We start from the raw sequence: 21,260 nt of genomic DNA, 5'->3' as shown, positions 1-21,260 counted from the left end.
CGTGGCATCCTGTGACCGGCGCGATGTGACCGGAAGGACCGCCGACGTGCGGGTCGGGCGAGAGCAGCATCATGAAGAGTTACGGGAATGGGTGCGCGGGGGTGCGGAGGGCGGCGGAGGCTGCCTGACCGTGGAGGGCGAACCCGGCGCGGGCCGGACCGCCTTCGTACGGGAGGCCCTCGCCCAGGCGGCGGCGCTCGGCTGCCGGGTCCGGTACGCGGCGGCCGACGCCCTCGCGGTGGACCTGCCGCTGCGGGCCGTACTGGACTGCGTGCACCCGGCGGGTCCCGCCCGGGCCTCGGTCGTCGGCCTGCTGCGGGAGGCCGAGGCGGCGACCGAGCCCGGCGGCGCGCTGCTGGCAGCGATGGACCTGCTGACGGCCCGCGTCGAGGAGTGGTGCGCCCAGCGGCCGCTGCTGCTGGTGCTGGACGACGCGCACTGGGCGGATGCGGCCAGCCTGCTCCTGTGGCGGCGGCTGGCCGGGACGGCGGCGGCCGGCCGGCTCCCGCTGATGCTGGCGGCGACCCGGCGGCCGCTGCCCCGCAGGCCCGGGGCGGAGCGGCTTTGCGCGGCGGTGGGCGGGCGCACGGTCCGGCTGGAGCCGCTGACGGCGGCGGAGTCGGCCGAACTGGTCCGCGACCTGGTGGGGGCGCCGCCCGGGCCGCGACTGCGGGAGGCGGCGGAGCAGGCGGGCGGCAATCCCCGGCTGCTGCGGGAGCTCCTCGCCCAGTGGTCCGGGCTCGTCCGGGTCGAGGCGGGCTGCGCGGAACTGTCCGTCCCCGTGGCCGAGTTGCCGGCGCCGCCCGCCTCCCTGGGCCGGGGGCTCGACTGGCTCCCCCGGCCGGCGCGCACCACCCTGCGGCACGCCGCACTGCTGGGTCCGGCCTTCACCGCGCACGAGCTGGCCCTCGTACAGGCCAGGCCAGCACGGGAGTTGCTCGCGGGCCTTGAGGAGCCGCTGGCGGCGGGGCTGCTGGAGGACACCGGGGACCTGCTGCGCTTCCGGCACCCGGCGCTGCGGCGGGTGCTGTCCGCCGAGACCCCCGGGGCGCTGCGCACGGCCCTGCACCAGGATGCCGCACGGGCCTTCTCCCAGGCCGGGCTGGATCCGGCGCGGACCGCCGGGCAGCTGGTGCGCGCCGGACGGCTGAGCCCGTGGGCGGTGCGCTGGCTGGCCGACGCGGCGCCGGCGCTGATCGCCGCGGCGCCGGGCGCGGCGGCCGAACTGCTGGAGCGGGCCATCGCGCAGGGCGACCCGCGGGAGCCGCGGACGCGGGAGGCGCTGGAGGAGCAGCTGGCGGACGCGGCCCTGATGCTGCGCCGCCCGGAGTCGGCGGGTCTCCTCGAGGCGCTGCGGGCCCGGACCGCGGATCCCGACCGGCGGGCGGCGGTGGACTTCAAACTGGTGTCGGCCCTGATGATCCAGGGGGACATGGCCCGCTCCCTGGACGTCACCGAGCGGGCCCTGGCCGAGGAGTTCCCCTCGGCGGCCTGGCGGCTCAGGCTGGAAGCCTGCCGGGTGCTGGCGCTGGCCGATCTGCACCGGGCGGCCGAGGCCTTCGCGCTGGCCGGGCCGCTGGTGGCGCGGGCGCGGCGGCTGGCCGATCCGCTGTGCGCGGCGGAGGCCCATCACGCCCTGTCGTACGCGCTGTTCCACCTGGGCCGCGGCCGGGACTCGCTGCACCAGGTCGCGGAGGGGATCGTCTGCGCGCGGCGCAGCCCGGCCGCCAACGACATGCGGTTGCTGCTGCTGGCGAACCAGGCGGAGGGCCACATGCGCTTCGACGAGCCGGAGATCGTGGCCGCCGCCCTGCGGGAGGCACGGGAGCTGGCGGCCGCGACCGGCTCCACGGGGCGGCTGGTGGTGACCGAGGCCCGGCTCGCCGAGTTCCACTACCGGCTCGGCGACTGGGACGAGGCCCTGTCCGCGGTGGCCCGGGCGTGCGGTCTTCCGGTGTCCGACGGCTGGCTGCCGGTGGTGGTGCACGGGCTGCGGGCGCTGGTGCTGGGCCACCGCGGCGAGCGGGAGGCGGCGCAGGCGGAGCTCGCGGGCCTGCCGGACGACGCCTTCGCCACGCCCGGGGCACGCCGGTACGCCTCCCACGTCCAGCTGGCGCGGGCCCTGTTGGCGGAGCGGGACGGCCGCCCGGCCGACGCGCTGCGCGCGCTGCGGCCCGGGCCGACGGACGGCGCGGAGGCAGCGGAGGACCTGGTGTCGTACGAGCGGCCCTGGGTGCTGTCGGAGATCGTCCGGCTGGCCCTGGAGAGCGGGGAGAGCGGCACGGCGCGGGAGGCGGTGGCGGCGTGCGGGCGCATCGCGGCGGCGCTGCCGGACCATCCGGGTCCGGCGCTGGCGCTGCTGCGCTGCCGGGGCCTGTTCGCGCAGGATCCGGACCTGCTGGCGGAGGCGGTGCTGCTCGGGGAGCGCGGCGGGTGGCCGCTGATGCTGGGACACACGCTGGAGGACCTGGCGGTGGCGCGGGCCTGGCACGGCGACCTGGCCGGGTCGCGGTCGGCGCTGACCCGCGCGGTGGCGGCGTACGAGGACCTCGGGGCGCGGTGGGACGTGGCCCGGGCCGATGCCCGGCTGCGGAGCCTGGGGGTGCGCCGGGGCAGCCGGTCGGCGCGGCGGCGGCCGGCGAACGGCTGGGAGGCGCTGACCCCGGCCGAGCTGAAGGTGGCGCTGCTGGTGGCGCAGGGCCGCTCCAATCCGGAGATCGCGAGTGCGCTGTTCCTCTCCCGGCGGACGGTGCAGACGCACGTGTCGCACATCCTGGCGAAGCTGCAGGTCCGCTCGCGGGCTGCGGTGGCGGCTCAGGCGGCGGCCCGTGCGTCGGGGGCGCCGGGGCCGTAGCCGGGCATGACGGCGCGCAGTGCCCGCAAGGCGTAGTAGGTACGGGACTTCACGGTCCCGGGCGGCACTCCGAGCGCCTCGGCGGCCTCGCAGACCGAGGCCCCGCGGAAGTAGATCTGTACGAGCACGGCGCGGTGCTCGGGGCTGAGTAATCGCAGGGCTTCGCGGACGTCGAGGACGGCGACGGCCTGCTCGGTGCGGTCGTCGGCGGCCGGGGAGAACTCCAGGGCGTCCGGCCCGACCTCGGCGGGGCGCACCTGGCGGGCCCGCCGGGCGTCGATGGCGAGGCGCCGGCCCACGGTGTACAGCCAGGGCCGCATGGAGGCGTGGGCGCTCTCCAGCGCCTCGGGGTGCTTCCAGGCGCGGAAGAGGGTCTCCTGGACGAGGTCCTCGGCACGGTGGCGGTCGCCGAAGGTCAGGCCGAGGAGGAAGGCGTAAAGGGCTTTGCCGTGCTCCTTGTGCAGCCGGGCGAGTGCGTGTGCGTCGGTGTGGCGGGGGAGGGTGCTGGTACTGGTCACGGCGGTGCTGGTACTGGTCACGGCGTGCCCCTTCCAGGTCGGTGACCTGAGCGTGACGGAGCCGTGCCGTGGAGTTATCCGCCGCTTGACGTATCCGCCCTGCGGGTCGCCAACCGGTCGAACGGCGCGCCGAACGGTCCCCCCTGCGGGCCGCCTGCTGGGGCTCCGCCCCAGACCCCGCGCCTCAAACGCCGGCGAGGCTGGATTTGCCGCCGGGCGGCACGTGCGAGCGCAGCTCAGCCAAAATTCAGCCCCGCCGGCGTTTGAGGCGCGGGGGTCTGGGGGCGGAGCCCCCAGCAGCGGACCCGCGCGCGGATACACCGCAGCCCCCGGCCAACGGGTGGCTGGGGGCTGCGGGAAAGTGAGGTCTAGCTCCAGCTGGCGTGCAGCGGCTTGCCCTCCGCGTAGCCAGCGGCCGACTGGACACCAACGACCGCCTTCTCCTCGAACTCCGCGAGGGAGCCCGCACCGGCGTAGGTGCACGACGACCGCACACCCGCGATGATCGAGTCGATCAGGTCCTCGACGCCCGGACGGGCCGGGTCGAGGAACATCCGCGAGGTGGAGATGCCCTCCTCGAACAGACCCTTGCGGGCACGGTCGTAGGCCGACTCCTCGCTCGTACGGTTCTGCACCGCACGCGCCGAGGCCATGCCGAAGGACTCCTTGTACAGGCGCCCGTCGGCGGACTGCTGGAGGTCACCCGGGGACTCGTACGTACCGGCGAACCAGGAGCCGATCATGACGTTGGACGCACCGGCGGCAAGCGCCATCGCCACGTCACGCGGGTGACGGACGCCGCCGTCGGCCCACACGTGCTTGCCGTACTTCTTGGCCTCCGCCGCGCACTCCAGCACCGCGGAGAACTGCGGGCGGCCCACGCCGGTCATCATGCGGGTGGTGCACATGGCGCCGGGGCCCACACCGACCTTGATGATGTCCGCGCCGGCCTCGATCAGATCGCGCACGCCCTCGGCGGCGACGATGTTGCCGGCCACGATCGGGACCTGCGGGTCCAGCGCGCGGACGGCCTTGATCGCGTTGATCATCGACTCCTGGTGGCCGTGCGCCGTGTCGATGACGAGCGTGTCCACGCCCGCGTCGAGCAGCTGCTTGGCCTTGGCCGCGAAGTCGCCGTTGATGCCGACGGCGGCCGCGATGCGCAGCTTCCCGCCCGCGTCGGTGGCCGGCGTGTACAGGGTCGCGCGCAGCGCGCCCTTGCGGGTGAGGATGCCGACGAGCTTGCCGTCCTTGTCGACGGCCGGGGCCAGCTTGCGGTGGCCCGCGTCGAGCTTGTTGAACGCCTCGCGGGGGTCGATGTCGGCGTCGATGAGCAGCAGCTCCTTCGACATGACCTCGGAGAGCTGGGTGAAGCGGTCCACGCCGGTGAGGTCGTGGTCGGTGACGACGCCGATCGGGCGGCCCTCGTCGTCGACGACGACGCCGGCGCCGTGGGCGCGCTTGGGCAGCAGGGACAGCGCGTCGGCGACGGTCTGGGTGGGCGCCAGCGTGATCGGGGTGTCGAGCACGTGGTGGCGGGTCTTCACCCAGGAGATGACGTCGGTGACGATCTCGATCGGGATGTCCTGCGGGATGACGACGATCCCGCCGCGGCGGGCGACCGTCTCGGCCATCCGGCGGCCCGCGATCGCGGTCATGTTCGCCACGACGAGCGGAATGGTGGTGCCGGTGCCGTCGGGCGCGGAAAGGTCGACGGCCTGACGGGAGCCCACCGCGGAGCGGCTCGGCACCATGAACACATCGTCGTACGTCAGGTCGTACGGCGGCTTCTGGTCATTGAGGAAACGCACGTGCTGAACATCCCAGTCGATCGAAGGATCCATCTATGGCCTCGACAGGGCAGCCGAGGAAACGCACGTACTTCATTCTCCCATGACCCGGGGTTTACGCCGCCCGGGCCGATCGTCCAGGACATTCCGGGCCGTCTGGTTCTTTCCTACGGGACCTTGGTCCTGCGGCGGTGGATCGGCCGGCGGCCGGCCACCAGCGGGAGGGCCGATCCGCCGTGCCGGACCGCCGTGAACTCGGCGGCGATGGCCAGGGCCGTCTCCTCCGGGGTTCCGCCGCCCAGGTCGAGGCCGATCGGGGAGCGCAGCCGGTCCAGCGCCTCCTGCGGCACTCCTTCCGCGCGCAGCCGCTCGACCCGTTCGGCGTGGGTGCGCCGCGATCCCATGGCTCCGACGTAGGTCAGCGGCAGCCGCAGGGCGAGCGACAGGAGCGGTACGTCGAACTTGGCGTCGTGGGTGAGGACGCAGACGGCGGTACGGGAGTCCAGCCGGCCCGCGTCCCATTCCGCGGCCAGGTGCCGGTGCGGCCAGTCGACGATCACCTCGTCGGCGCCGGGGAAGCGGGCCGGGGTCGCGAAGACGGGCCGGGCGTCGCACACGGTGACCCGGTGTCCGAGGAAGGCGCCCATCCGGGCGAGGGCGGCGGCGAAGTCGATGGCCCCGTAGACGATCAGCCGGGGCGGCTCGGCGGCCGACTCGACCAGCAGGGTCAGCGGCTCCCCGCACAGTCCGCCCGCCGTGCCGAGTTCGGCGGTGCCGGTGCGGCCCGCCAGCAGCAGGGCCCGTACCCGCTCGGCCGCCTCCCGGTCCAGGGCGGCGCCGCCGCCCAGCCCGCCCTCGTACGATCCGTCGGCGTGGACGGCGAGCGCCCGGCCGAGCTGCGACGGCGGGCCGGAGACCACCCGGGCCAGTGCGGCCCGCGTACCGCCGGCGGCGGCGTCGAGCACCGAGCCGAGGACCGGCCGGACGGGGTCGCCGCCGCGTACCGGGGTGACCAGGACGTCGAGGACTCCCCCGCAGGTGAGTCCCACGGCGAAGGCGTCGTCGTCGCTGTAGCCGAAGCGGTGCAGGCCGCCCTCGCCGGACTCGATGGCGTCGAGGCAGAGCTCGTGCACGGCGGACTCCACACAGCCCCCGGAGATGGAGCCGAGGGCGGTGCCCCGGTCGTCGACGGCGAGCGAGGCGCCCGGTCCGCGGGGCGCGCTCCCGCTGACTGCGACCACGGTGGCCAGGGCGAATTCCCGGCGCGCGGCACACCACGCGCGTAGCTCGTCGGCTATGTCGAGCATCAGCGGATGTACTCGCGTCTCGGGGTCTGCCCGGGGATGAGCGGTCGCGGCGGCAGGACGGCGGGTGGCCGGGGCGTGGCGGCGGAGCGGGTCGCGGCGGAGCGGGCGGGTCCGGGGTACTCCCCCAGGCTCCGTCCGGGCACGCCCCCGCCGGGTGCGCGGTCCCGTGCGCCGAGGAGCCTGGCCGCGTGGGCCACGCTCGCCAGGGTGGCGTGGTGGTGCCAGCCCCGGAAGGAGCGGCCCTCGAAGTCCCGGATGCCCACGGGTTCGCAGGTCTCGGTGAAGTCGAGGGAGACGCGGTCGGTGAGTTTGGCGAGCAGGAACAGTTGGGCGAGCGGCCGGTCGCCGATGTTGGTGATCCAGAACTCGGAGGGCAGCAGGGCGGCTTCGGTCCAGGCCCCGACCAGCAGCAGCGGGGTGGTGGGCGCGGGTGCGGGCCGGTCCTCGCTGGGGGTGGCGAGGATCGAGGCCGAGGTCAGCAGGGTCACCGCGCCCTCGGCCCGGCCGTGCCGGGTCCATTCGACGACGCGGCGCTGGGAGCGCAGGGAGTCGATGAGCTCGCGGGCGGGTGCGGTGTGCGGGCCGGGCTTGTGGCGGCCGGCGCCGCCGAAGGAGACGGGCAGCGAGCCGTCGACCTTGAAGACGAAGGGGATGTCCTGGAGGGCGAAGGACTCGATGCTCTGCGGGAGATCGCCGTTGGCGACCTCCATCACCACGGGCCGGCGCTGGAGTTGCCAGGTGGCGGCCATCCGCTGGACGGCGTGTACGGCGTCCTGGGCGGGGGTGAGGGAGCGGGCCGTGTCGGGGATTCCGGCCCTTCGGCGGCGCAGGAGTTCGCTGGTCCAGGGCCCCGGGAGGGTGAGGGTCCATTCGACCGGGAAGCTGGCCTCGCTGGAGGCCAGCCAGATCCCGCTGGCCTGCTGACAGTTGGCGGTGCGACCGAGCTGCGGGACGAACTGCCGGCCCACGCCGACCGAGCGGTCGCCGGCCTTCTCTATGACCATGGGCTGGAGCACCCAGGCCAACGGGCGCTGTGCGGTGCGTTCGAGGTGCTGCGCGAGGGAGCGGCGGACCGGGGTCCAGTCCCAGGGGGACTTGCTGATGAACTGCTGAAGGCTCTGCTCTACGGAACTGGCTCCGGTTCCGGCGATGTTGCGGATTGTTTTCTTCCCTTTAGTCCGCACGAGGCCGTTCAGATAAACGCGGGCCCAGTTTCGCTGGTCCCGCCGGGGTAAGGACTCGAAGAGAAGAGAGATCAGTACATCGATCAATTCGGAGATTTCCTTCGTGGATTCCTCCGGCAGGACTACGCGAGCCATCTGGGCCTCCCCCGCGACCAGCTAGATCCAATACCCTACTTGACCGCGAAGAACGGCCGTAGGCCCCGGCGGCTACTTCCTGAGGTCGCTCGCAGTTTCGAGCCGCTCTTCCTCTACCACGAGGGGGATGGGGATCTGGTTCGCCGCATAGTAGATCGCGATCAGGAAGTGCGCGACAAGAGTGAGCGGTGCGGAGAAGAACGCCAGGACCACGGTCAAGGGGTAGGCGATGGCGCCGAGGCCGAACCGCACGCGCGTCGCCCGGGCGCCTTCCTTGTCGACCGTTTCGTGGAAGAGGTGGCCGACCCGGGTGACGTACCACCAGAAGGCCAGGAACGCCAAGGCATAGGCCACGGTGACGAGGCTGTAGAGGACGGCCGCCGGGGTGGCGGAGCCTTCCTCCATGAGGTGTTCGGCGAGGACGTTGGTGGTGTAGGGAATCACCGATACCACCATGAGCACCAGGAGATTCAGGAACAACAGCGGCCGGTCGACCCGCTTGAGGTGACTGAAGATGGTGTGGTGGTTCACCCACATCACGCCGATGATGAGGAAGCTCACCACATAGGCGGCGTAATGCGGCCACTGTTCCCGAACTCCGTGCCAGAAGTCGGATCCCGTTTCTTCCGGAACCTTCAATTCCAGGACGAGGATGGTAATGATGATGGCAAATACACCATCACTGAATGCCTCGACCCGTCCGGTTTCGCGTTCCATGGCCTCCCCTTCACCACTTCTTGCATATATCTACGACCTGCCACACATACGGGGAGGGCGCACATCCACCGCCCTCCCCGCACACGCTACCCAGATTTCCGGGATCAGCCGCCGAACCCGGCCGTCTGCCGCCAGATTCGGCCATCGCGGACCACAAGTGTCCCGAACGCGTGCTCCGGTTCACCGTTCAGGTTCATGATCGCCCGGTAGAAGATGGTGTCGTCCGTCTCGATGTACTCCTGGAGTTCCACCAGCGTGGGCTTCACGGTGAGATATCCGGTGAACGTCTCGCGAACGGCGTCGATGCCGACCGAGACGCCCTCGAAGCGCAACAGCACCGCGTCGTCGGTGTAGTTCTTCATGACCGCCTCGATGTCCAGGGCGGCCAGCGCTTCCATCTGGCGCACGAACACCGGGTGCAGCTTGGAGATGTCGTACTTGGCCATGTCGACTCCGATCATTCAACTGGTGGAGGTGGGTACTTCTGGTGTTGCGGCAGGTGGGGCGCAGGACTGGGCGCCGCCGGCGAAGGGCAGCCGGACCACCATCCGGGTCTCGCCCGGACGCGAGCGGGCCGTGATGGACCCGTGGTGGCGCTGGGTCACGATGCGGTAGCTGAGGTGCAGCCCCAGGCCCGTGCCCTTGCCCACGTCCTTGGTGGTGTAGAAGGGTTCGAAGATCCGCGGCAGGGATTCCTCCGGGATGCCGCGTCCGGTGTCGGTGATCTCCACGACCATGCAGATGCCCTCGGCCCGGGCGCGCAGCGTGAGTACGCCGGAACCCTCCATGGCCTCGGCCGAGTTGTCGACCAGGTTGGTCCACACCTGGTTCAACTCGCTCGGATAGCCCGTCAGTTCGGGCAGGCCGGGTTCGTACTCCCGCACGATGCTGATCCCGGCGAGCTTGGCACGCAGCACGACCAGCGTGTTCTCCAGTCCGCCGGTCACCTGGAAGCTCTGTTCGGGGGCGCGGTCGAGATTGGCGTAATCCCGGGTGGCGGAGACGAGTTGGGAGATCCGCGGACCGGCCGCCCGGAGCTCCGCGGCGAGCGAGCGGATCTCCAGGAGCGCCGCCAGGTGGTCGAGTGCGGCCGGCAGGGAGGGCTCGCCGACGCCCTCCAGCCGTTCCAGCAGCCAGCCCAGCTCCAGCCCGAGGTCCGAGACCCCCGAGCCGAGCAGGCCGGGCCGCTCGGTGCCCGCCTCCTCCGCCCAGTCGGCGATCTCCTCCTCGGCGTCGGCCTGGGCGAGCGGGTCGGTGATCACCGGTGGCGGGAGCTTGTCCAGCTCGTCCGCCAGCCGGTCGAACACGGAGCGCTCCGCGCCGGTGGCGGCCGCGCCCCAGGCCTGGGCGGTGCGGGTGAGCCGGTCCAGGGCGGGGGCCAGTTCCTGCGCGGCCCGGGCCACGGCGGCCGCCGGGTTGTTCAGCTCGTGGGCGAGGCCGGCGGCCAGGGTGCCGAGCGCCTCCACGGTGGCCCGCTTGCGGGCCTGCACCTCGGAGGACTTGATCCGCCAGGCCAGCACGGGGATCAGTACGGCGGCCACCCCGTGGCAGCGGGTCAGCATCTCGAAGAAGACCGGCTTCGTATACGCCACGACGGTGGTCGACGGCCCGCTCGCGGCCGCGGTGGCCACGTAGGAGCCCTCGGTCAGCAGGGGCAGTTCACCGGTGAACCGGTGGGCGGCGGACGGTTTGCCGTCGTGCTCCTCGGCGGCGGCGCTCTCCTCCTCGGTGGAGTGCCGGGTGAGCACCTCCTCCCGGCCGTCGACCACCTTGGTGACGACCAGCCCGCCCGAGAGCAGGACGTGGAAGCCGGTCGCCTCCTCACCGTCGCGGAAGAGGACCTCCCCGTCGGCGAGGACCCGAGGCTCGGAGACCGACACCAGCCAGTCCAGCTGGTCGTCGGTGATCCCGGCGAAGATCTCCAGTCCGTGCAGGGCGGACCTCAGTTCCAGGTCGTTCACACCGCCCTCCCCTCGGCCCGGGTACGGGCGGCCAGTCGCACGGTGACGAGCAGGGCCAGGGCGCACACCGCGGCGACGGCGGCCATGAAGCCGACCGAGGTGCGGTGCAGGCCGTGGATGTTGGTGAGCATCCCGGCGAGGACCGCCGGCACGCTCATCGCGAGGTACGCGAACACGTAGACGGCGGCGGTCAGTTCGCCGCGGTGTGCCGGGTCGGCGAGTCCGCTCAGCGCGCGGAAGGAGCCGAGGAAGGCCGCGCCCCAGCCGCTGCCGAGCACCGCGGTGGCCACCAGGAACACGGCGGCCGAGCCGAGGCCCAGCGCGAGCAGGACCAGGCCGAGTCCGGCGAGCAGTCCGCACAGCCCGAGCACGGCGGTGCGCAGGGCCTCGGTGCGGCCCAGCATCAGCTGGGCCACGGTGGCCGCGCCCGCGAGCAGGGCGACCGTGCCGCCGCCGACGAGGTAGTTGGTGGACTCCAGCAGCGAGAGCGCCAGGTGCGGGCCGAGCGAGAGGTAGAAGCCGCCCACCGACCAGACCGCGACGATGGTCAGGACGAGGACGGCGAACGTGCCGCGGGAGCCGGCCGGCACGTGGATCCGGTGCGGGACCACCCGGAAGCGGCCCCCCGCCCCCGGTGCGCTCTCCCGCATCCGGACCACGCCCACCAGGGTCACGGCGAAGGCCCCGATCAGCAGCACGTAGCTCAGGACCGTCGGCGCGGGGGCGAACTGGACGAGGAGGCCGGCCCCGATCCCGCCGAGCCCGATCCCCACGGTCGGCCCGGCGCTGTTGACCTGGGCGCCGAGCGCGGGCCGGGACGCGGGGCTGAGTTCCAGCAGGGCCGCGCCCATCGCCCCGGTGGCCAGGCCCACGGCGAGCCCCTGTACGGCGCGGGCGGCGAGCAGCAGCCCCAGCCCCTGGGCACCGGCGAACAGTCCCATCGAGACGATCGCCAGGACCAGCCCGGCGCCCAGGACGGGGCGCCGGCCGAGGGTGTCGGACAGCGACCCGAACAGCAGGAGCCCGGCGAGCACGGTCACCGCGTACAGGGCGAAGACCACCGTGATGGTGCCGGAGGACAGCCCCCACTTCTCCTGGTAGAGCACGTAGAGGGCGGAGGGCACGGAGGAGGAGAGCATGAGCAGGACGAGGACCGCGCCCACCAGCCAGAAGCCGGAGGCTCTGGGCGCGCCGGCCGCTGGTGCGGCTGGGTGCACGCTGACCCCCGTGGTCGTCTTCGATGTGTCGGCCACTGCTTGCTCAACTCCCCCGTGATGGGCCCCTGAGAGGGCCCGTGATGTGCGGGTCAGGCGAGGGCCTGGGCCCTTGCCAGCGCGCGGGCCGTGAGCACCCCCGCGAGATGGCCCAGGTACTCGGCCGAGGTGCCGCGCCCGGGGACGAACAGCTCCCGGGGCTCGGCGCGGAAGGCCGCGAGGACGGCGTCCGTGGTGTACGGGCCGCCGCGCAGCCGGTCTTCGACCCCGCGCAGGCGCAGCGGGCGGGCGGTGGCCCCGGTGACGGCGATGCGCGGCCCGTCGGGGGTGACCCGTACGGCGGTGGCGCACACCGGGTAGCGGGTGGCCCGGTCGGCGGTCTTCTCGAAGGCGCCGGCCCGCCCGGCCCCGGGCACCAGCAAGGCAGTGACGACCGTGCCCGCGGATGCGCCCGAAGCCGCGAACTCCTCGGCCGTTACGGTCGACAGCCCGCCGGGACCGGCCAGTTCGACCAGGGCGTCGGCGGCGATGGCGGCCACCGGCAGGTCGGTGGCGCGCCCGTCGGCGGCGAGGTTGCCGCCGACGGTGCCGAGGTTGCGGACCTGGGGGTCGCCGTTGGCGCGGGCCGCGGCGGCCAGCTCCGGTGCTCCGGCGAGGACCAGCGGGTCCGCGGAGAGCTCGGCGAGGGTGGTGAGGGCCCCGATCCGCAGTCCCCCGGGGCCGCGGGCGATGCCGCGCAGCTCCTCGAGCCGGCGGATGTCGACCAGCAGCCGGGCCCGTTCGGCCCCGGTGCGCAGGTCGGGCAGCAGGCTCTGCCCCCCGGCCAGCACCCGGGCGCCGGGCGTCCCGGACAGCAGGGTCAGTGCCTCGTCGAGGCCGACGGGCCGGACGTAGTCGAACTCGGTGAGGATCACTGGCTTTCCCCTCTCAGGCGGCGCCAGACCTTCTCGGGGGTGAGCGGCATGTCGATGTGCCGGACGCCCAGGTCGGAGAGGGCGTCGACGACGGCGTTGACGACGGCCGCGGCGGGCGGGACGGTGGCGATCTCGCCGGCGCCCTTGGCGCCGAGCGGGTTGTGCGGGCTGGGCGTGACCGTCTTGTCGAGGTCGAAGAAGGGCACGTCGGCGGCGCGCGGCAGGGCGTAGTGGTTGAGGTCGGAGCTGACGAGCAGCCCGTTCTCGTCGTACTCGGCGGCTTCCATGAGGGCCTGGCCGAGGCCGTGGACGATGCTGCCCTCGATCTGGCCGAGGACCACCTTCGGGTTGCCGATGTTCCCGGCGTCGTCGACGGCGGTGTAGGCCACCACCTCGGTCTCGCCGGTCAGTTCGTCGATCTCGACGACCGCGACGTGCGATCCGAAGGGGTAGTTGAAGTCCGGCGGGTCGAAGTGGGTGGTCTCGTCGAGCGCGGGCTCGATCTCCGGGGGCAGGCCCCAGCCGTACCACATGGCCATCGCCAGTTCGGCGAAGGTCTTGGTGTTCTCCTCGTTGCCCTCTTCGTAGACCTTGCCGCCCGCGTAGACGACCTTGTCCTCGGGGATGCCCAGGAAGACGGCGCCGGCCCGGACCAGCTTGGCCTTGAGCTTCCGGGCGGTGAGCGCCACGGCGGGCGCGGCCATGCTGTAGGAGCGGGAGCCGTAGGTGCCCTGTCCGTACGGGGCTTTGAGCGTGTCCCCCTCGTAGACCTGGACCTGGGCCGGGTCGATGCCGAGCTCGTCGGCGGCGACCTGGGCGAAGACGGTGCCGTGGCTCTGGCCGGTGGAGGCCGAGCCGACGGTGACGGTGACCTCGCCGGTGGGGTGGACCCGGATGTTGGCGCTCTCCCAGGTTCCGCCCAGCATGCCCTCCTTGGACATCCGGGTGGAGGGGCCGACTCCGCAGATCGCCACGTAGGTGGCGAGTCCGACGCCGAGCCGCTTGCCGCGGGTGCGGGCCTCGGCCTTGCGGGCGGGCATGTCGGCGTAGCCCGACAGCTCGAGCGCCCGGTCGAAGTTCAGCTGGTAGTTCCCGGAGTCGTAGGTCCAGCCGAGGCCGTTGTCGTACGGGAACTTCTCCTTGGGCACCAGGTTCTTGCGCCGTACGGCCGCCGGGTCCATGCCGATCTCCGAGGAGTACCGGTCGACGAGGCGCTCCATCAGGAAGGCGGCCTCGGCGCGCCCGCTGCCGCGCTGGGCGCCGAGCGAGACCGTGTTGGTGAAGGCGGCGTAGACCTCGCAGAAGGCGGCGTCGATGTCGTACATACCGCTGATGGACCGGCCCATGAGGGCGGTGGCCACACCGGGGCCGATCGTCGACGGGTACGCGCCGAGGTTGGCGTAGCTGGTGCAGCGCACGGCGGTGATGCGGCCGTCGCGGGTGCCGGCCAGGGTGACGTGCTGGCGGTGGTCGCGGCCCTGGACGGTGGAGTTCATCAGCCCGGTGCGGGTGTCCACCCACTTCACGGGCCGGCCCAGCGCCTTGGACAGCAGCAGGACCAGCGCCATGTCGGGGTACAGGTACCCCTTGGTGCCGAAGCTGCCGCCGACGGTCGGGGCGACCACCCGGAGCTTGTTGAAGGGGATGCCGAGGACCAGCGCGGAGAGCAGGAAGCGGTGGTTGTGCGGGCCCTGGGTGGAGGCGTAGAGCGTGTACTCGCCGGTGGCGGCGTTGTAGTCGCCGACCGCGCCCCGCGGCTCGATGGGGCTGTTGATGGTGCGCTGGTTCACCAGGTCGAGCTCTACGGTGACCTCGGCTTCGGCGATGGCCGCGTCGGTGCGGTCCTTGTCGCCGCAGGTCCAGTACGCGTTCAGGTTGCCCGGGACGGCCTCGTGCAGCTGGGGCGCGCCTTCGGCGAGCGCCTCGTCGGCCCGGGTGACCACGGGCAGCGGCTCGTACTCGACGGCGATGGCGGCGAGCGCGGCCGTGGCCTGGCGCGGGGTCTCGGCGACGACCACGGCGATGGGGTCGCCGACGTGGCGGACCGTGTCGCCGGTGAGGACCGGCCGGGCGCCGGGAAGTCCGTAGGGGTGGGGCGGGAAGTGGCTCTCGACCCCGCCGGGTATCCAGATGCAGGGCAGCGGCATGACGTCGGTGAAGTCGGCGGCGGTGGCCACCTTCAGCACTCCGGGCAGCTGCTCGGCGGCCTTGGTCTCGATGGAGAGGATCTTCGCGTGGGCGACCGGGCTGCCGAGGATCGCCATGTGGGCGGTGCCGGGCAGATCGATGTCCGCGACGTACGTGGCCTCTCCGCGCAGGAGCTGCGGGTCCTCGCGGCTGTCCAGCGGCTGGCCGAGGACGCCGTTGCCCGGGAGGGCGGTTTCCCCCGTCACTGTGGTCATGGCCCTCACACCTCCTGTCCGACGGCGGTGGAGCCGGCGGGCGCTTCGGCGCGGGCGGCGGCGCAGGCGCGCTGCACGCCGCGTACGACGCTGTGGTAGCCGGTGCAGCGGCAGAGGTTGCCGGTGAGCCACTCGCGGATCTCGGGTTCGGTGGGCGCCTCGCCGCCGGCGGTGTTGTCCACGAGCTCGCCCAGCGCCATGACCATGCCGGGGGTGCAGAACCCGCACTGGGTGCCGTGCTCCTGGCGCAGCGCCTCCTGGAGGCCGTTCAGTTCGCCGCCGGGGGTGGTGACGCCCTCGATGGTGGCCACCTCGGATCCGGCGGCGGACACCGTGAGGATCAGGCAGCTCTTGACGGAACGGCCGTCGAGCTGGACGACGCAGGAGCCGCACTGGCCGGTGTCGCAGCCGACTTTGGTGCCGGTCAGTCCCAGGCCGTCGCGGAGCCGTTCCACGAGCAGTTCGTTCGGCTGCGCCGAGAACTGCTCGGGTCTTCCGTTCACGTTCAGTGTGATATCCATGCCAGCGCCTGCGCTTCCGTGAGCGGCCGGTTGAAGAGGGGCCCGCCGGGCTGCTGGAGAATTCCCCCGGAGTGCAGCGGGCCGGTGTCTACGGGCGCGAATCCCAGATCCGTGATGATTCCCGCGACGATTTCCTTCGATTTCCCGTCGTCGCCCGCCGTGAAATGCGCCAGACGCTCACCGGCTGCGGTGCCGGCTACGGCGAGGGTTTCGAAGTGCATGGTGTTCAGGGATTTCACGACCTGGGCGCCGGGATACCACTCGGCGACCAGGTCGCTGGAGCCGCGCCCGCCGAGGTCGGCGGGGTCGCCGGGGCCGGTGAACGCGTTCGTGGCGTCCACCAGCACCTTGTCCTGCACCACGTGCGGGGGGAGGAGCCCCCGCACGCTGTCGAACGGCACCATCAGCACCAGGAGTTCGGCCTGCCCGGCGGCCTTGGCGGGGTGCGCCGCCGAGGCCGCCGGTCCCAGCTCGGCCACGAGCGGGCCGAGGGTCTGCGGGCCCCGGGCATTGGCGAGCACGACCTCGTGGCCTGCCGCCACCAGGATCCGTGCGAGGACCGTACCGATCCGCCCGGTGCCGATGATGCCTGTCCGCATTGACGCTCCTCAGTTGCCGGTCTCGGTCCGAGCAGGGGTCAGTCCATGCCGATCCAGACCGACTTGGTCTGGGTGTAGCTCTCCAGGGACTCCGGGCCGCACTCGCGGCCGTAGCCGGAGGCCTTGTAGCCGCCGTAGGGCACGGCGGGGTCGTACTGGTTGTAGCAATTCACCCAGACCGTGCCGGCCTTGATCTGCGAGGCGACCCGGTGGGCGCGCCGCAGGTCCTTGGTGTGGACACCGGCGGCGAGGCCGTACGCGCTGTCGTTGGCGATGCGCACGGCGTCCTCCTCGGTGTCGAAGGGGATGATCGACAGGACCGGCCCGAAGATCTCCTCCTGGGCGATCCGCATGCCGTTGTCGACGCCGGTGAAGATGGTCGGCAGGAAGTACAGGCCCTGCTCGGAGGCCCCCTCGGGGGTCCACCCGGTGCCGCCGGTGCGCAGGACCGCGCCTTCCTTCTCGCCGACCTCGATGTAGGAGCTGACCTTGTCGAACTGGCCGCGGTGGGCCAGCGGCCCGAACAGCGTGGCCGGGTCGCGCGGGTCGCCCGGCTTGAGGGCGGCGGCCCGGCGGACCAGGCGTTCGACCATCTCGTCGTGGATGGGCCGGTGCAGGAGCAGGCGGGAGCCGGCGGTGCAGATCTCGCCCTTGTTGTAGTAGATGCCGAAGAAGGCGAGTTCCTCGGCCGCGTCGAGGTCGGCGTCGGCGAAGACGATGTTGGCGGACTTGCCGCCGAGCTCCATCGTCACCTTCTTCAGGGTGCCGGCCGCCTTGCGGATGATGGACTGGCCGACGGAGGTGGAGCCGGTGAACGCGATCTTGTCGATGTCCGGGTGGTCGGTGAGGGTCTCCCCCAGTTCCACGCCGGGACCGGTGATGACGTTCAGCACCCCGTCCGGGATCTCCGCCTCCTGGAAGAGCTCGGCGATCTTCAGGGCGGTGAGCGGGGTGGCCGGGGAGGGCTTGTGGACGACCGTGTTCCCCGCCGCCAGTGCCGGTGCGATCTTCGTCATCGACAGCAGCAGCGGGAAGTTGAACGGGGTGATGGCGCAGACCACGCCCAGCGGTTCGCGCAGGGTGTAGGCGAGCTGCCCGCCGGCCGGGGCCCGCGAGGAGCCGTCGACGCGGGTCACCGCACCGGCGTAGTAGTGCATGAGCTGCGCGGCCATGGGAGCGTCGACCGTGCTGGAGAAGGCGAACGGCTTGCCCATGTCCACGGTCTCCAGGAGGGCGATCTCCTCCAGGTCTCGCTCGATGAGCTCACCGACCCGGTTCAGCCGCAGCGCGCGCTCCTGCGCGGAGAGTCTGCTCCACGGACCTTCTTCGTACGCCTTGCGGGCCGCGGCGACGGCCGCGTCCGCGTCGGCGGCGGTGGCCTGGGCCACCGGCACGATCTCCTGGCCGTCGACGGGGCTGATGTCCGGTTCGGTACGGCCGTCCTGGGCCGAGACCCATTTGCCGCCGATGAACAGCTTCCCGGGGTTGGCCAAGGGCTGGTCGCTGAGCGCGCGCTTGGTCATGGCTGCCTTCCGGTGTCGGATGCGGGGGCGGTACTAGCCCTTCGCGAGCTGCGTTAAGAACGTCTCTGCGAGGGCCTTGGAGGAGTACGGGTTCTGGCCGGTGGTCAGCTTGCGGTCCACGACCACGTGCGAGTCCCAGATCGCCTCGGCCTTCTCGTAGCGTGCGCCGAGCCGGGTGAGCTCGACCTCGAGGATCAGCGGGAGCCGGCCGGCCATGTTGGTGACCATCTCCTCGGCGTGCGAGAAGGCCGTCATCCGGTAGCCCTCGAAGGGCCAGCGGCCTTCGCCGTCGCGCAGCGCGAGCAGCGAGGTGTGGCCGTGGCACACGGTCGCGAGCGGCTTGTCCTGGGCGATGACCCAGCGCAGGATCTGGGCGAGTTCGTCGGACTTGGGCAGGTCGCCGATGGCTCCGTGGCCGCCGCTGACGTACACGCCGTCGTAGTCGGCGATGTCCTTCTCGGTCAGGGACTCGAGCGCGAGGGGAGCCGTGAGCTGCGCGGTGTCCCGGATGACCCGGACGTACTCGGCCGCGTTGGCCGCGTCCTCGTCCGGGGAGCCCTGCGGGCGGACCCACTGGAGGAACTGGGGGTCGATGCTCGTCTGGTCGACGGTCGGTGCCCGGCCGCCGATCGTGGCCACGTCCACGGTGTGGCCGGCGGCCTTGAACAACGAAAAGGGAATGACGAATTCCTCGGCCCAGAATCCCGAGGGGTGCTGTTCTCCGTCCAGCAGATGGAGCGTGGCCTTGGCCGTCATGACGACGAGAATCTTCATGATTCTCTCCTTGTTCTGGATTCGCTGCCGATTCAACACGGCCCCTACAGCGGGGCGTAAGGGGGCGGCGTCATGCACGCGATACTTCGTCACGTGCGTCCAACGCCGAGATGATGGTGCGGAATTCACCGACCAGGGGGTGGTCGGGATGAGCCTCTGCGAATATGCGCTCTCCGTGCAGCGCCGCCATTTCCGGCGAGTACGGAAGGATTCCGGCCAGGGGTGCGCCGTAGACCTCCTCGGCCCGCCGCCGGGCCTCGACCCGGTCGATGCCCTCGGGGGCCATGCTCAGCACCAGGGTCCGCCGGCAGGCCAGCCGCCCGGCGAGGGCGATGGTCTCCTCGACCCCGGAGAGGTCGATCCGGTCGGCCCGGGCCATGATCATCAGCACGTCGGCGCTCGCCATGGCGGTCACCGACTCGTTGTTGAGCCCGGCGTGGGTGTCGAGCAGCAGCACGTCGAGGGCGTAGTGCTCGGCCAGCCGGTCGAAACCCTCCGGAAGCAGCCCCACGTCGTATCCGCTGGTCATGATCTCGCGCAGGGCGGCGGTGCCGGTCCGGGCCGGTACGACGTACAGCCCGGGCAGGCTCACCTGCTGGGCCGCGGCCTCGATCTCGCAGCGGCCGAGCAGGTAGTCGGCCAGGGAGGCGCCCGGTCCGAGCCGGAACAGCAGGTCCAGGGTGGGTGACTGGATGTCGGTGTCCACCACCCCCACCCGGCGTCCCTCGGCCGCGAGGAGCAGCGCGAGGTTCGCCAGTACCGAGGACTTCCCCGTGCCACCGCGGTGCGAGTGCACCACGATGGTGCGGGTCATCTAGGCCACCACCTTGTGACTGGCACCGTCCGCGTGCGGCCCCCGCGCCGCGCGTGGCCGGTGCAGGGCCAGCATGGTGACGTCGTCGTGCTGTTCGGCGGTGCCGGTGTGCTCGCGCACCGCCAGGTCCATCCGGTCGACCACGTCCTTGCCGCTCACCTGGGTGCCGGCGAGCAGTTCCAGCATCCGTTCGTCACCGAGGAAGCTGCCGTTCGGGCAGCGGGCCTCGGGGACCCCGTCGGTGAACACGAAGAGCGTGTCGCCGAGGTTGAGCTGGGCGTAGCCGAGGGTGAAGACGCAGTCGGGCAGTACCCCGACAGCGGGCCCGGTGACCTCGAGGGCGACGGGCGGGCTGCCGTCGGCGCGCAGCAGGAGGGGCGGGTTGTGGCCCCCGTTGATGTAGACGAGGCTGCCGGTGACCGGGTCCAGCACGCCGAAGAAGAGGGTGGCGAAGTAGCCCTGCCGCAGGTGGTTGCGGGTGAGGTAGCCGTTGGTGGCGGTGACCGCGTTGAGCAGCGGGGTGGCGCCGACCACCGGGATGCGTCTGCTGCCGCCCGTGCGCCCCGCGGCGACCAGGTGCTGGAGGCCGCTGTTCTCCGCGGTGTGCCGCAGCAGCGAGCGGATGAGCGCCATGAACAGCGCCGCTCCCACCCCCTTGTCGCAGACGTCGGCGACGACGAAGGCCAGCCGGCGGCCCCGGGAGATCTCGAAGACGTCGTAGAAGTCCCCGGCGACCTGCCGGGCCGGCCGGAACCGGACGTCGATCTCCCAGCCCTCGGGGACCGGCAGCGATTCGGGCAGGAACCCGGCCTGGATCTCCCGGCCGATCTCCAGTTCCTTCTCGTACCCCATGAGTTCGGCGCGGGCGTCGGCTTCGCGCAGGGTGCGGCCGAGTCCGGCGCGCTCCGAGCAGCTGTGCAGCCGGGCCCCGACGAGGGCGGGCAGGAAGGGCGGTACGAGGTAGTCGTGCCCGATCCGGACGTGTTCCTCCAGGGCGGCGAACTCGGTCACCGTCCAGACGACGACGATGGGGGCCCCGGCCCAGCGGCGCAGCCGGCGCACGGCCATCCGTACGGACTCCCCGTCGGATTCGGCCGGGGCGAGAAGCACGTCCGCGACGGGCAGCAGTTCCAGCGGTCCTTCCCGGAGCTCCGTCAGCGTACGGGTGACGAGTTCCGCGTCCATGGTCCGCAGCGCCTCGAACAGCTCGGGCGGCGGGGGCGGGTACTCGTCGAGGATGATCACGGTCGTGGAGGGCATGGGTCCGTCCCCTCAGCCTTCACAGTCAGCGTGCTGATGTTGCGGCCGTCCCTGTACACGTAGCTGAACTCGTCCACGCTGGTCAGCGCCAGGTGGATGCCGAGGCCGCCGATCCGCCGGTCCTGCGGGGGAACCCCGGGGGCGGGCGGAAGGCGGCCTTCGACGGGGTCAAAGGCGGGTGCGGCGTCCTCGATGGTGATCCGCACCCCGCCCGGGCCGGAGCGGCCGCGGACGGTGATCCGTCCGTCGCCGCCCCGGTACCCGTGCATCACGACGTTCGTGGCCAGTTCGTCCACGGCCAGCCGGAGCCGGTAGGCGGCGCCCTTGCCCAGGCCCGCCCGTCCGGCCAGCCGCAGGACGAACGAGGCGATGTCGCCCAGTGCCCCCACCGTCGCGGGCACCTCCAGTACGGCGGACGTCCTCGCCAGTTCGACCATGTCAGTCACGGTGGTCACTCATCGGAGAGAACGATGCTGCGGTCGAGCCCTGCCGTCCGGATCGTCCGGGACACGGGCTCGATGGCACCGACCACCTTGATGGTGACGTTGTTCGCGACCTTCTGCTGGGCGAAGACCAGGGAGCGCAGTCCGGCGCTGGCCATGTAGCCGACGCCTGCCATCCTGATCTCGACGGTGCTGGTGCCGTGGCCGGCGGCCTTCTCGATGGTCTGGTGGAAGTCCGGCGCGGTCTTGGCGTCCAGCTCGCCCGTCAGCTCGATCACGGTGGTGTCGCCCTCGATGCTCAGGGACACGGAAAGCGGCATGTCAGGTCTC

General features: G+C 72.2%; 19 protein-coding genes. 1 reads left to right on the top strand and 18 read right to left on the bottom strand.

The window, feature by feature from the left end; all coding sequences use genetic code 11:
• Position 1 precedes the first annotated feature (1 nt).
• On the top strand, positions 2 to 2,854 hold the full coding sequence (locus tag JIW86_RS41735; protein ID WP_322975562.1) for an ATP-binding protein: 2,853 nt from the start codon (positions 2 to 4) through the stop codon (positions 2,852 to 2,854).
• Here the strand turns inward: JIW86_RS41735 and JIW86_RS31865 are convergent.
• From JIW86_RS31865 to JIW86_RS31775, 18 genes are all read right to left on the bottom strand, one after another.
• On the bottom strand, positions 2,815 to 3,393 hold the full coding sequence (locus JIW86_RS31865) for a sigma-70 family RNA polymerase sigma factor (RefSeq protein ID WP_406367512.1): 579 nt from the start codon (positions 3,391 to 3,393) through the stop codon (positions 2,815 to 2,817). The two genes, JIW86_RS41735 and JIW86_RS31865, sit on opposite strands and share 40 nt — an antisense overlap.
• A gap of 347 nt (positions 3,394 to 3,740) precedes the next feature.
• Entirely contained in the window at positions 3,741 to 5,216 is a 1,476-nt protein-coding gene (locus tag JIW86_RS31860; protein ID WP_215147994.1) for a GuaB1 family IMP dehydrogenase-related protein, read from the bottom strand.
• 113 nt (positions 5,217 to 5,329) lie between these two features.
• Entirely contained in the window at positions 5,330 to 6,469 is a 1,140-nt protein-coding gene (locus tag JIW86_RS31855) for an XdhC family protein (RefSeq protein ID WP_257557274.1), read from the bottom strand.
• Complete coding sequence (locus JIW86_RS31850; RefSeq protein ID WP_215147984.1) at positions 6,469 to 7,788, bottom strand: transposase; 1,320 nt, start codon at positions 7,786 to 7,788, stop codon at positions 6,469 to 6,471. Before JIW86_RS31850 ends, JIW86_RS31855 begins: the two co-directional genes overlap by 1 nt.
• 72 nt (positions 7,789 to 7,860) lie before the next feature.
• On the bottom strand, positions 7,861 to 8,505 hold the full coding sequence (locus JIW86_RS31845) for a TMEM175 family protein (protein WP_215147982.1): 645 nt from the start codon (positions 8,503 to 8,505) through the stop codon (positions 7,861 to 7,863).
• A 104-nt stretch (positions 8,506 to 8,609) separates the two neighbouring features.
• Positions 8,610 to 8,951 carry a nuclear transport factor 2 family protein gene (locus tag JIW86_RS31840; RefSeq protein WP_257557273.1) on the bottom strand — a complete coding sequence of 114 codons (342 nt, stop codon included), beginning with the start codon at positions 8,949 to 8,951 and terminating at the stop codon, positions 8,610 to 8,612.
• 15 nt (positions 8,952 to 8,966) lie between these two features.
• The gene (locus JIW86_RS31835) at positions 8,967 to 10,466 is read right to left on the bottom strand and encodes an ATP-binding protein (protein ID WP_257557272.1); all 1,500 of its coding nucleotides are present in this window, start codon (positions 10,464 to 10,466) and stop codon (positions 8,967 to 8,969) included.
• Positions 10,463 to 11,719 (bottom strand): MFS transporter, encoded by a 1,257-nt coding sequence (locus JIW86_RS31830; protein WP_257557271.1) that lies wholly within the window; start codon positions 11,717 to 11,719, stop codon positions 10,463 to 10,465. The genes JIW86_RS31835 and JIW86_RS31830 overlap by 4 nt, the downstream gene beginning before the upstream one ends.
• A 53-nt stretch (positions 11,720 to 11,772) precedes the next feature.
• Complete coding sequence (locus JIW86_RS31825; protein ID WP_257557270.1) at positions 11,773 to 12,594, bottom strand: FAD binding domain-containing protein; 822 nt, start codon at positions 12,592 to 12,594, stop codon at positions 11,773 to 11,775.
• The gene (locus JIW86_RS31820) at positions 12,591 to 14,996 is read right to left on the bottom strand and encodes a xanthine dehydrogenase family protein molybdopterin-binding subunit (protein ID WP_263862075.1); all 2,406 of its coding nucleotides are present in this window, start codon (positions 14,994 to 14,996) and stop codon (positions 12,591 to 12,593) included. Before JIW86_RS31820 ends, JIW86_RS31825 begins: the two co-directional genes overlap by 4 nt.
• Before the next feature lie 5 nt (positions 14,997 to 15,001).
• On the bottom strand, positions 15,002 to 15,505 hold the full coding sequence (locus JIW86_RS31810; protein ID WP_406368637.1) for a (2Fe-2S)-binding protein: 504 nt from the start codon (positions 15,503 to 15,505) through the stop codon (positions 15,002 to 15,004).
• Positions 15,502 to 16,116 carry an NADPH-dependent F420 reductase gene (locus JIW86_RS31805; protein WP_215147968.1) on the bottom strand — a complete coding sequence of 205 codons (615 nt, stop codon included), beginning with the start codon at positions 16,114 to 16,116 and terminating at the stop codon, positions 15,502 to 15,504. The genes JIW86_RS31810 and JIW86_RS31805 overlap by 4 nt, the downstream gene beginning before the upstream one ends.
• A gap of 38 nt (positions 16,117 to 16,154) precedes the next feature.
• A complete protein-coding gene (locus tag JIW86_RS31800; RefSeq protein WP_215147966.1) occupies positions 16,155 to 17,639 on the bottom strand; it encodes an aldehyde dehydrogenase family protein in 1,485 nt (494 codons plus the stop codon).
• A gap of 33 nt (positions 17,640 to 17,672) precedes the next feature.
• Positions 17,673 to 18,413, bottom strand: a complete 741-nt coding sequence (locus tag JIW86_RS31795) for a type 1 glutamine amidotransferase domain-containing protein (RefSeq protein WP_257557268.1) — start codon at positions 18,411 to 18,413, stop codon at positions 17,673 to 17,675.
• Positions 18,414 to 18,483: 70 nt separating this feature from the next.
• Entirely contained in the window at positions 18,484 to 19,227 is a 744-nt protein-coding gene (locus tag JIW86_RS31790) for a MinD/ParA family ATP-binding protein (protein WP_215147962.1), read from the bottom strand.
• Entirely contained in the window at positions 19,228 to 20,487 is a 1,260-nt protein-coding gene (locus tag JIW86_RS31785; protein ID WP_257557267.1) for a PP2C family protein-serine/threonine phosphatase, read from the bottom strand. It lies immediately after the preceding gene.
• Positions 20,469 to 20,942 carry an ATP-binding protein gene (locus JIW86_RS31780; protein ID WP_257557266.1) on the bottom strand — a complete coding sequence of 158 codons (474 nt, stop codon included), beginning with the start codon at positions 20,940 to 20,942 and terminating at the stop codon, positions 20,469 to 20,471. Before JIW86_RS31780 ends, JIW86_RS31785 begins: the two co-directional genes overlap by 19 nt.
• Complete coding sequence (locus JIW86_RS31775; RefSeq protein ID WP_215147958.1) at positions 20,939 to 21,250, bottom strand: STAS domain-containing protein; 312 nt, start codon at positions 21,248 to 21,250, stop codon at positions 20,939 to 20,941. Before JIW86_RS31775 ends, JIW86_RS31780 begins: the two co-directional genes overlap by 4 nt.
• Positions 21,251 to 21,260: the final 10 nt, after the last annotated feature.

Origin of the sequence: Streptomyces sp. NBC_00162 (assembly GCF_024611995.1) — a bacterium.
Lineage (GTDB): Bacteria > Actinomycetota > Actinomycetes > Streptomycetales > Streptomycetaceae > Streptomyces.
The sequence above is the reverse complement of the archived record's forward strand: the minus strand, read 5'-3'. Positions and strand labels throughout refer to the sequence as shown.

Excerpts from the sequence above, each read along its gene's own strand:
- JIW86_RS31795 (WP_257557268.1), bottom strand. The coding sequence starts at position 18,413 with ATGAAGATTCTCGTCGTCATGACGGCCAAGGCCACGCTCCATCTGCTG.
- JIW86_RS31775 (WP_215147958.1), bottom strand. The coding sequence starts at position 21,250 with ATGCCGCTTTCCGTGTCCCTGAGCATCGAGGGCGACACCACCGTGATC.
- JIW86_RS31855 (WP_257557274.1), bottom strand. The coding sequence starts at position 6,469 with ATGCTCGACATAGCCGACGAGCTACGCGCGTGGTGTGCCGCGCGCCGG.
- JIW86_RS31790 (WP_215147962.1), bottom strand. The coding sequence starts at position 19,227 with ATGACCCGCACCATCGTGGTGCACTCGCACCGCGGTGGCACGGGGAAG.
- JIW86_RS31820 (WP_263862075.1), bottom strand. The coding sequence starts at position 14,996 with ATGACCACAGTGACGGGGGAAACCGCCCTCCCGGGCAACGGCGTCCTC.
- JIW86_RS31840 (WP_257557273.1), bottom strand. The coding sequence starts at position 8,951 with ATGGCCAAGTACGACATCTCCAAGCTGCACCCGGTGTTCGTGCGCCAG.
- JIW86_RS31800 (WP_215147966.1), bottom strand. The coding sequence starts at position 17,639 with ATGACCAAGCGCGCGCTCAGCGACCAGCCCTTGGCCAACCCCGGGAAG.
- JIW86_RS31845 (WP_215147982.1), bottom strand. The coding sequence starts at position 8,505 with ATGGAACGCGAAACCGGACGGGTCGAGGCATTCAGTGATGGTGTATTT.
- JIW86_RS31850 (WP_215147984.1), bottom strand. The coding sequence starts at position 7,788 with ATGGCTCGCGTAGTCCTGCCGGAGGAATCCACGAAGGAAATCTCCGAA.
- JIW86_RS31805 (WP_215147968.1), bottom strand. The coding sequence starts at position 16,116 with ATGCGGACAGGCATCATCGGCACCGGGCGGATCGGTACGGTCCTCGCA.
- JIW86_RS31785 (WP_257557267.1), bottom strand. The coding sequence starts at position 20,487 with ATGCCCTCCACGACCGTGATCATCCTCGACGAGTACCCGCCCCCGCCG.
- JIW86_RS31860 (WP_215147994.1), bottom strand. The coding sequence starts at position 5,216 with ATGGATCCTTCGATCGACTGGGATGTTCAGCACGTGCGTTTCCTCAAT.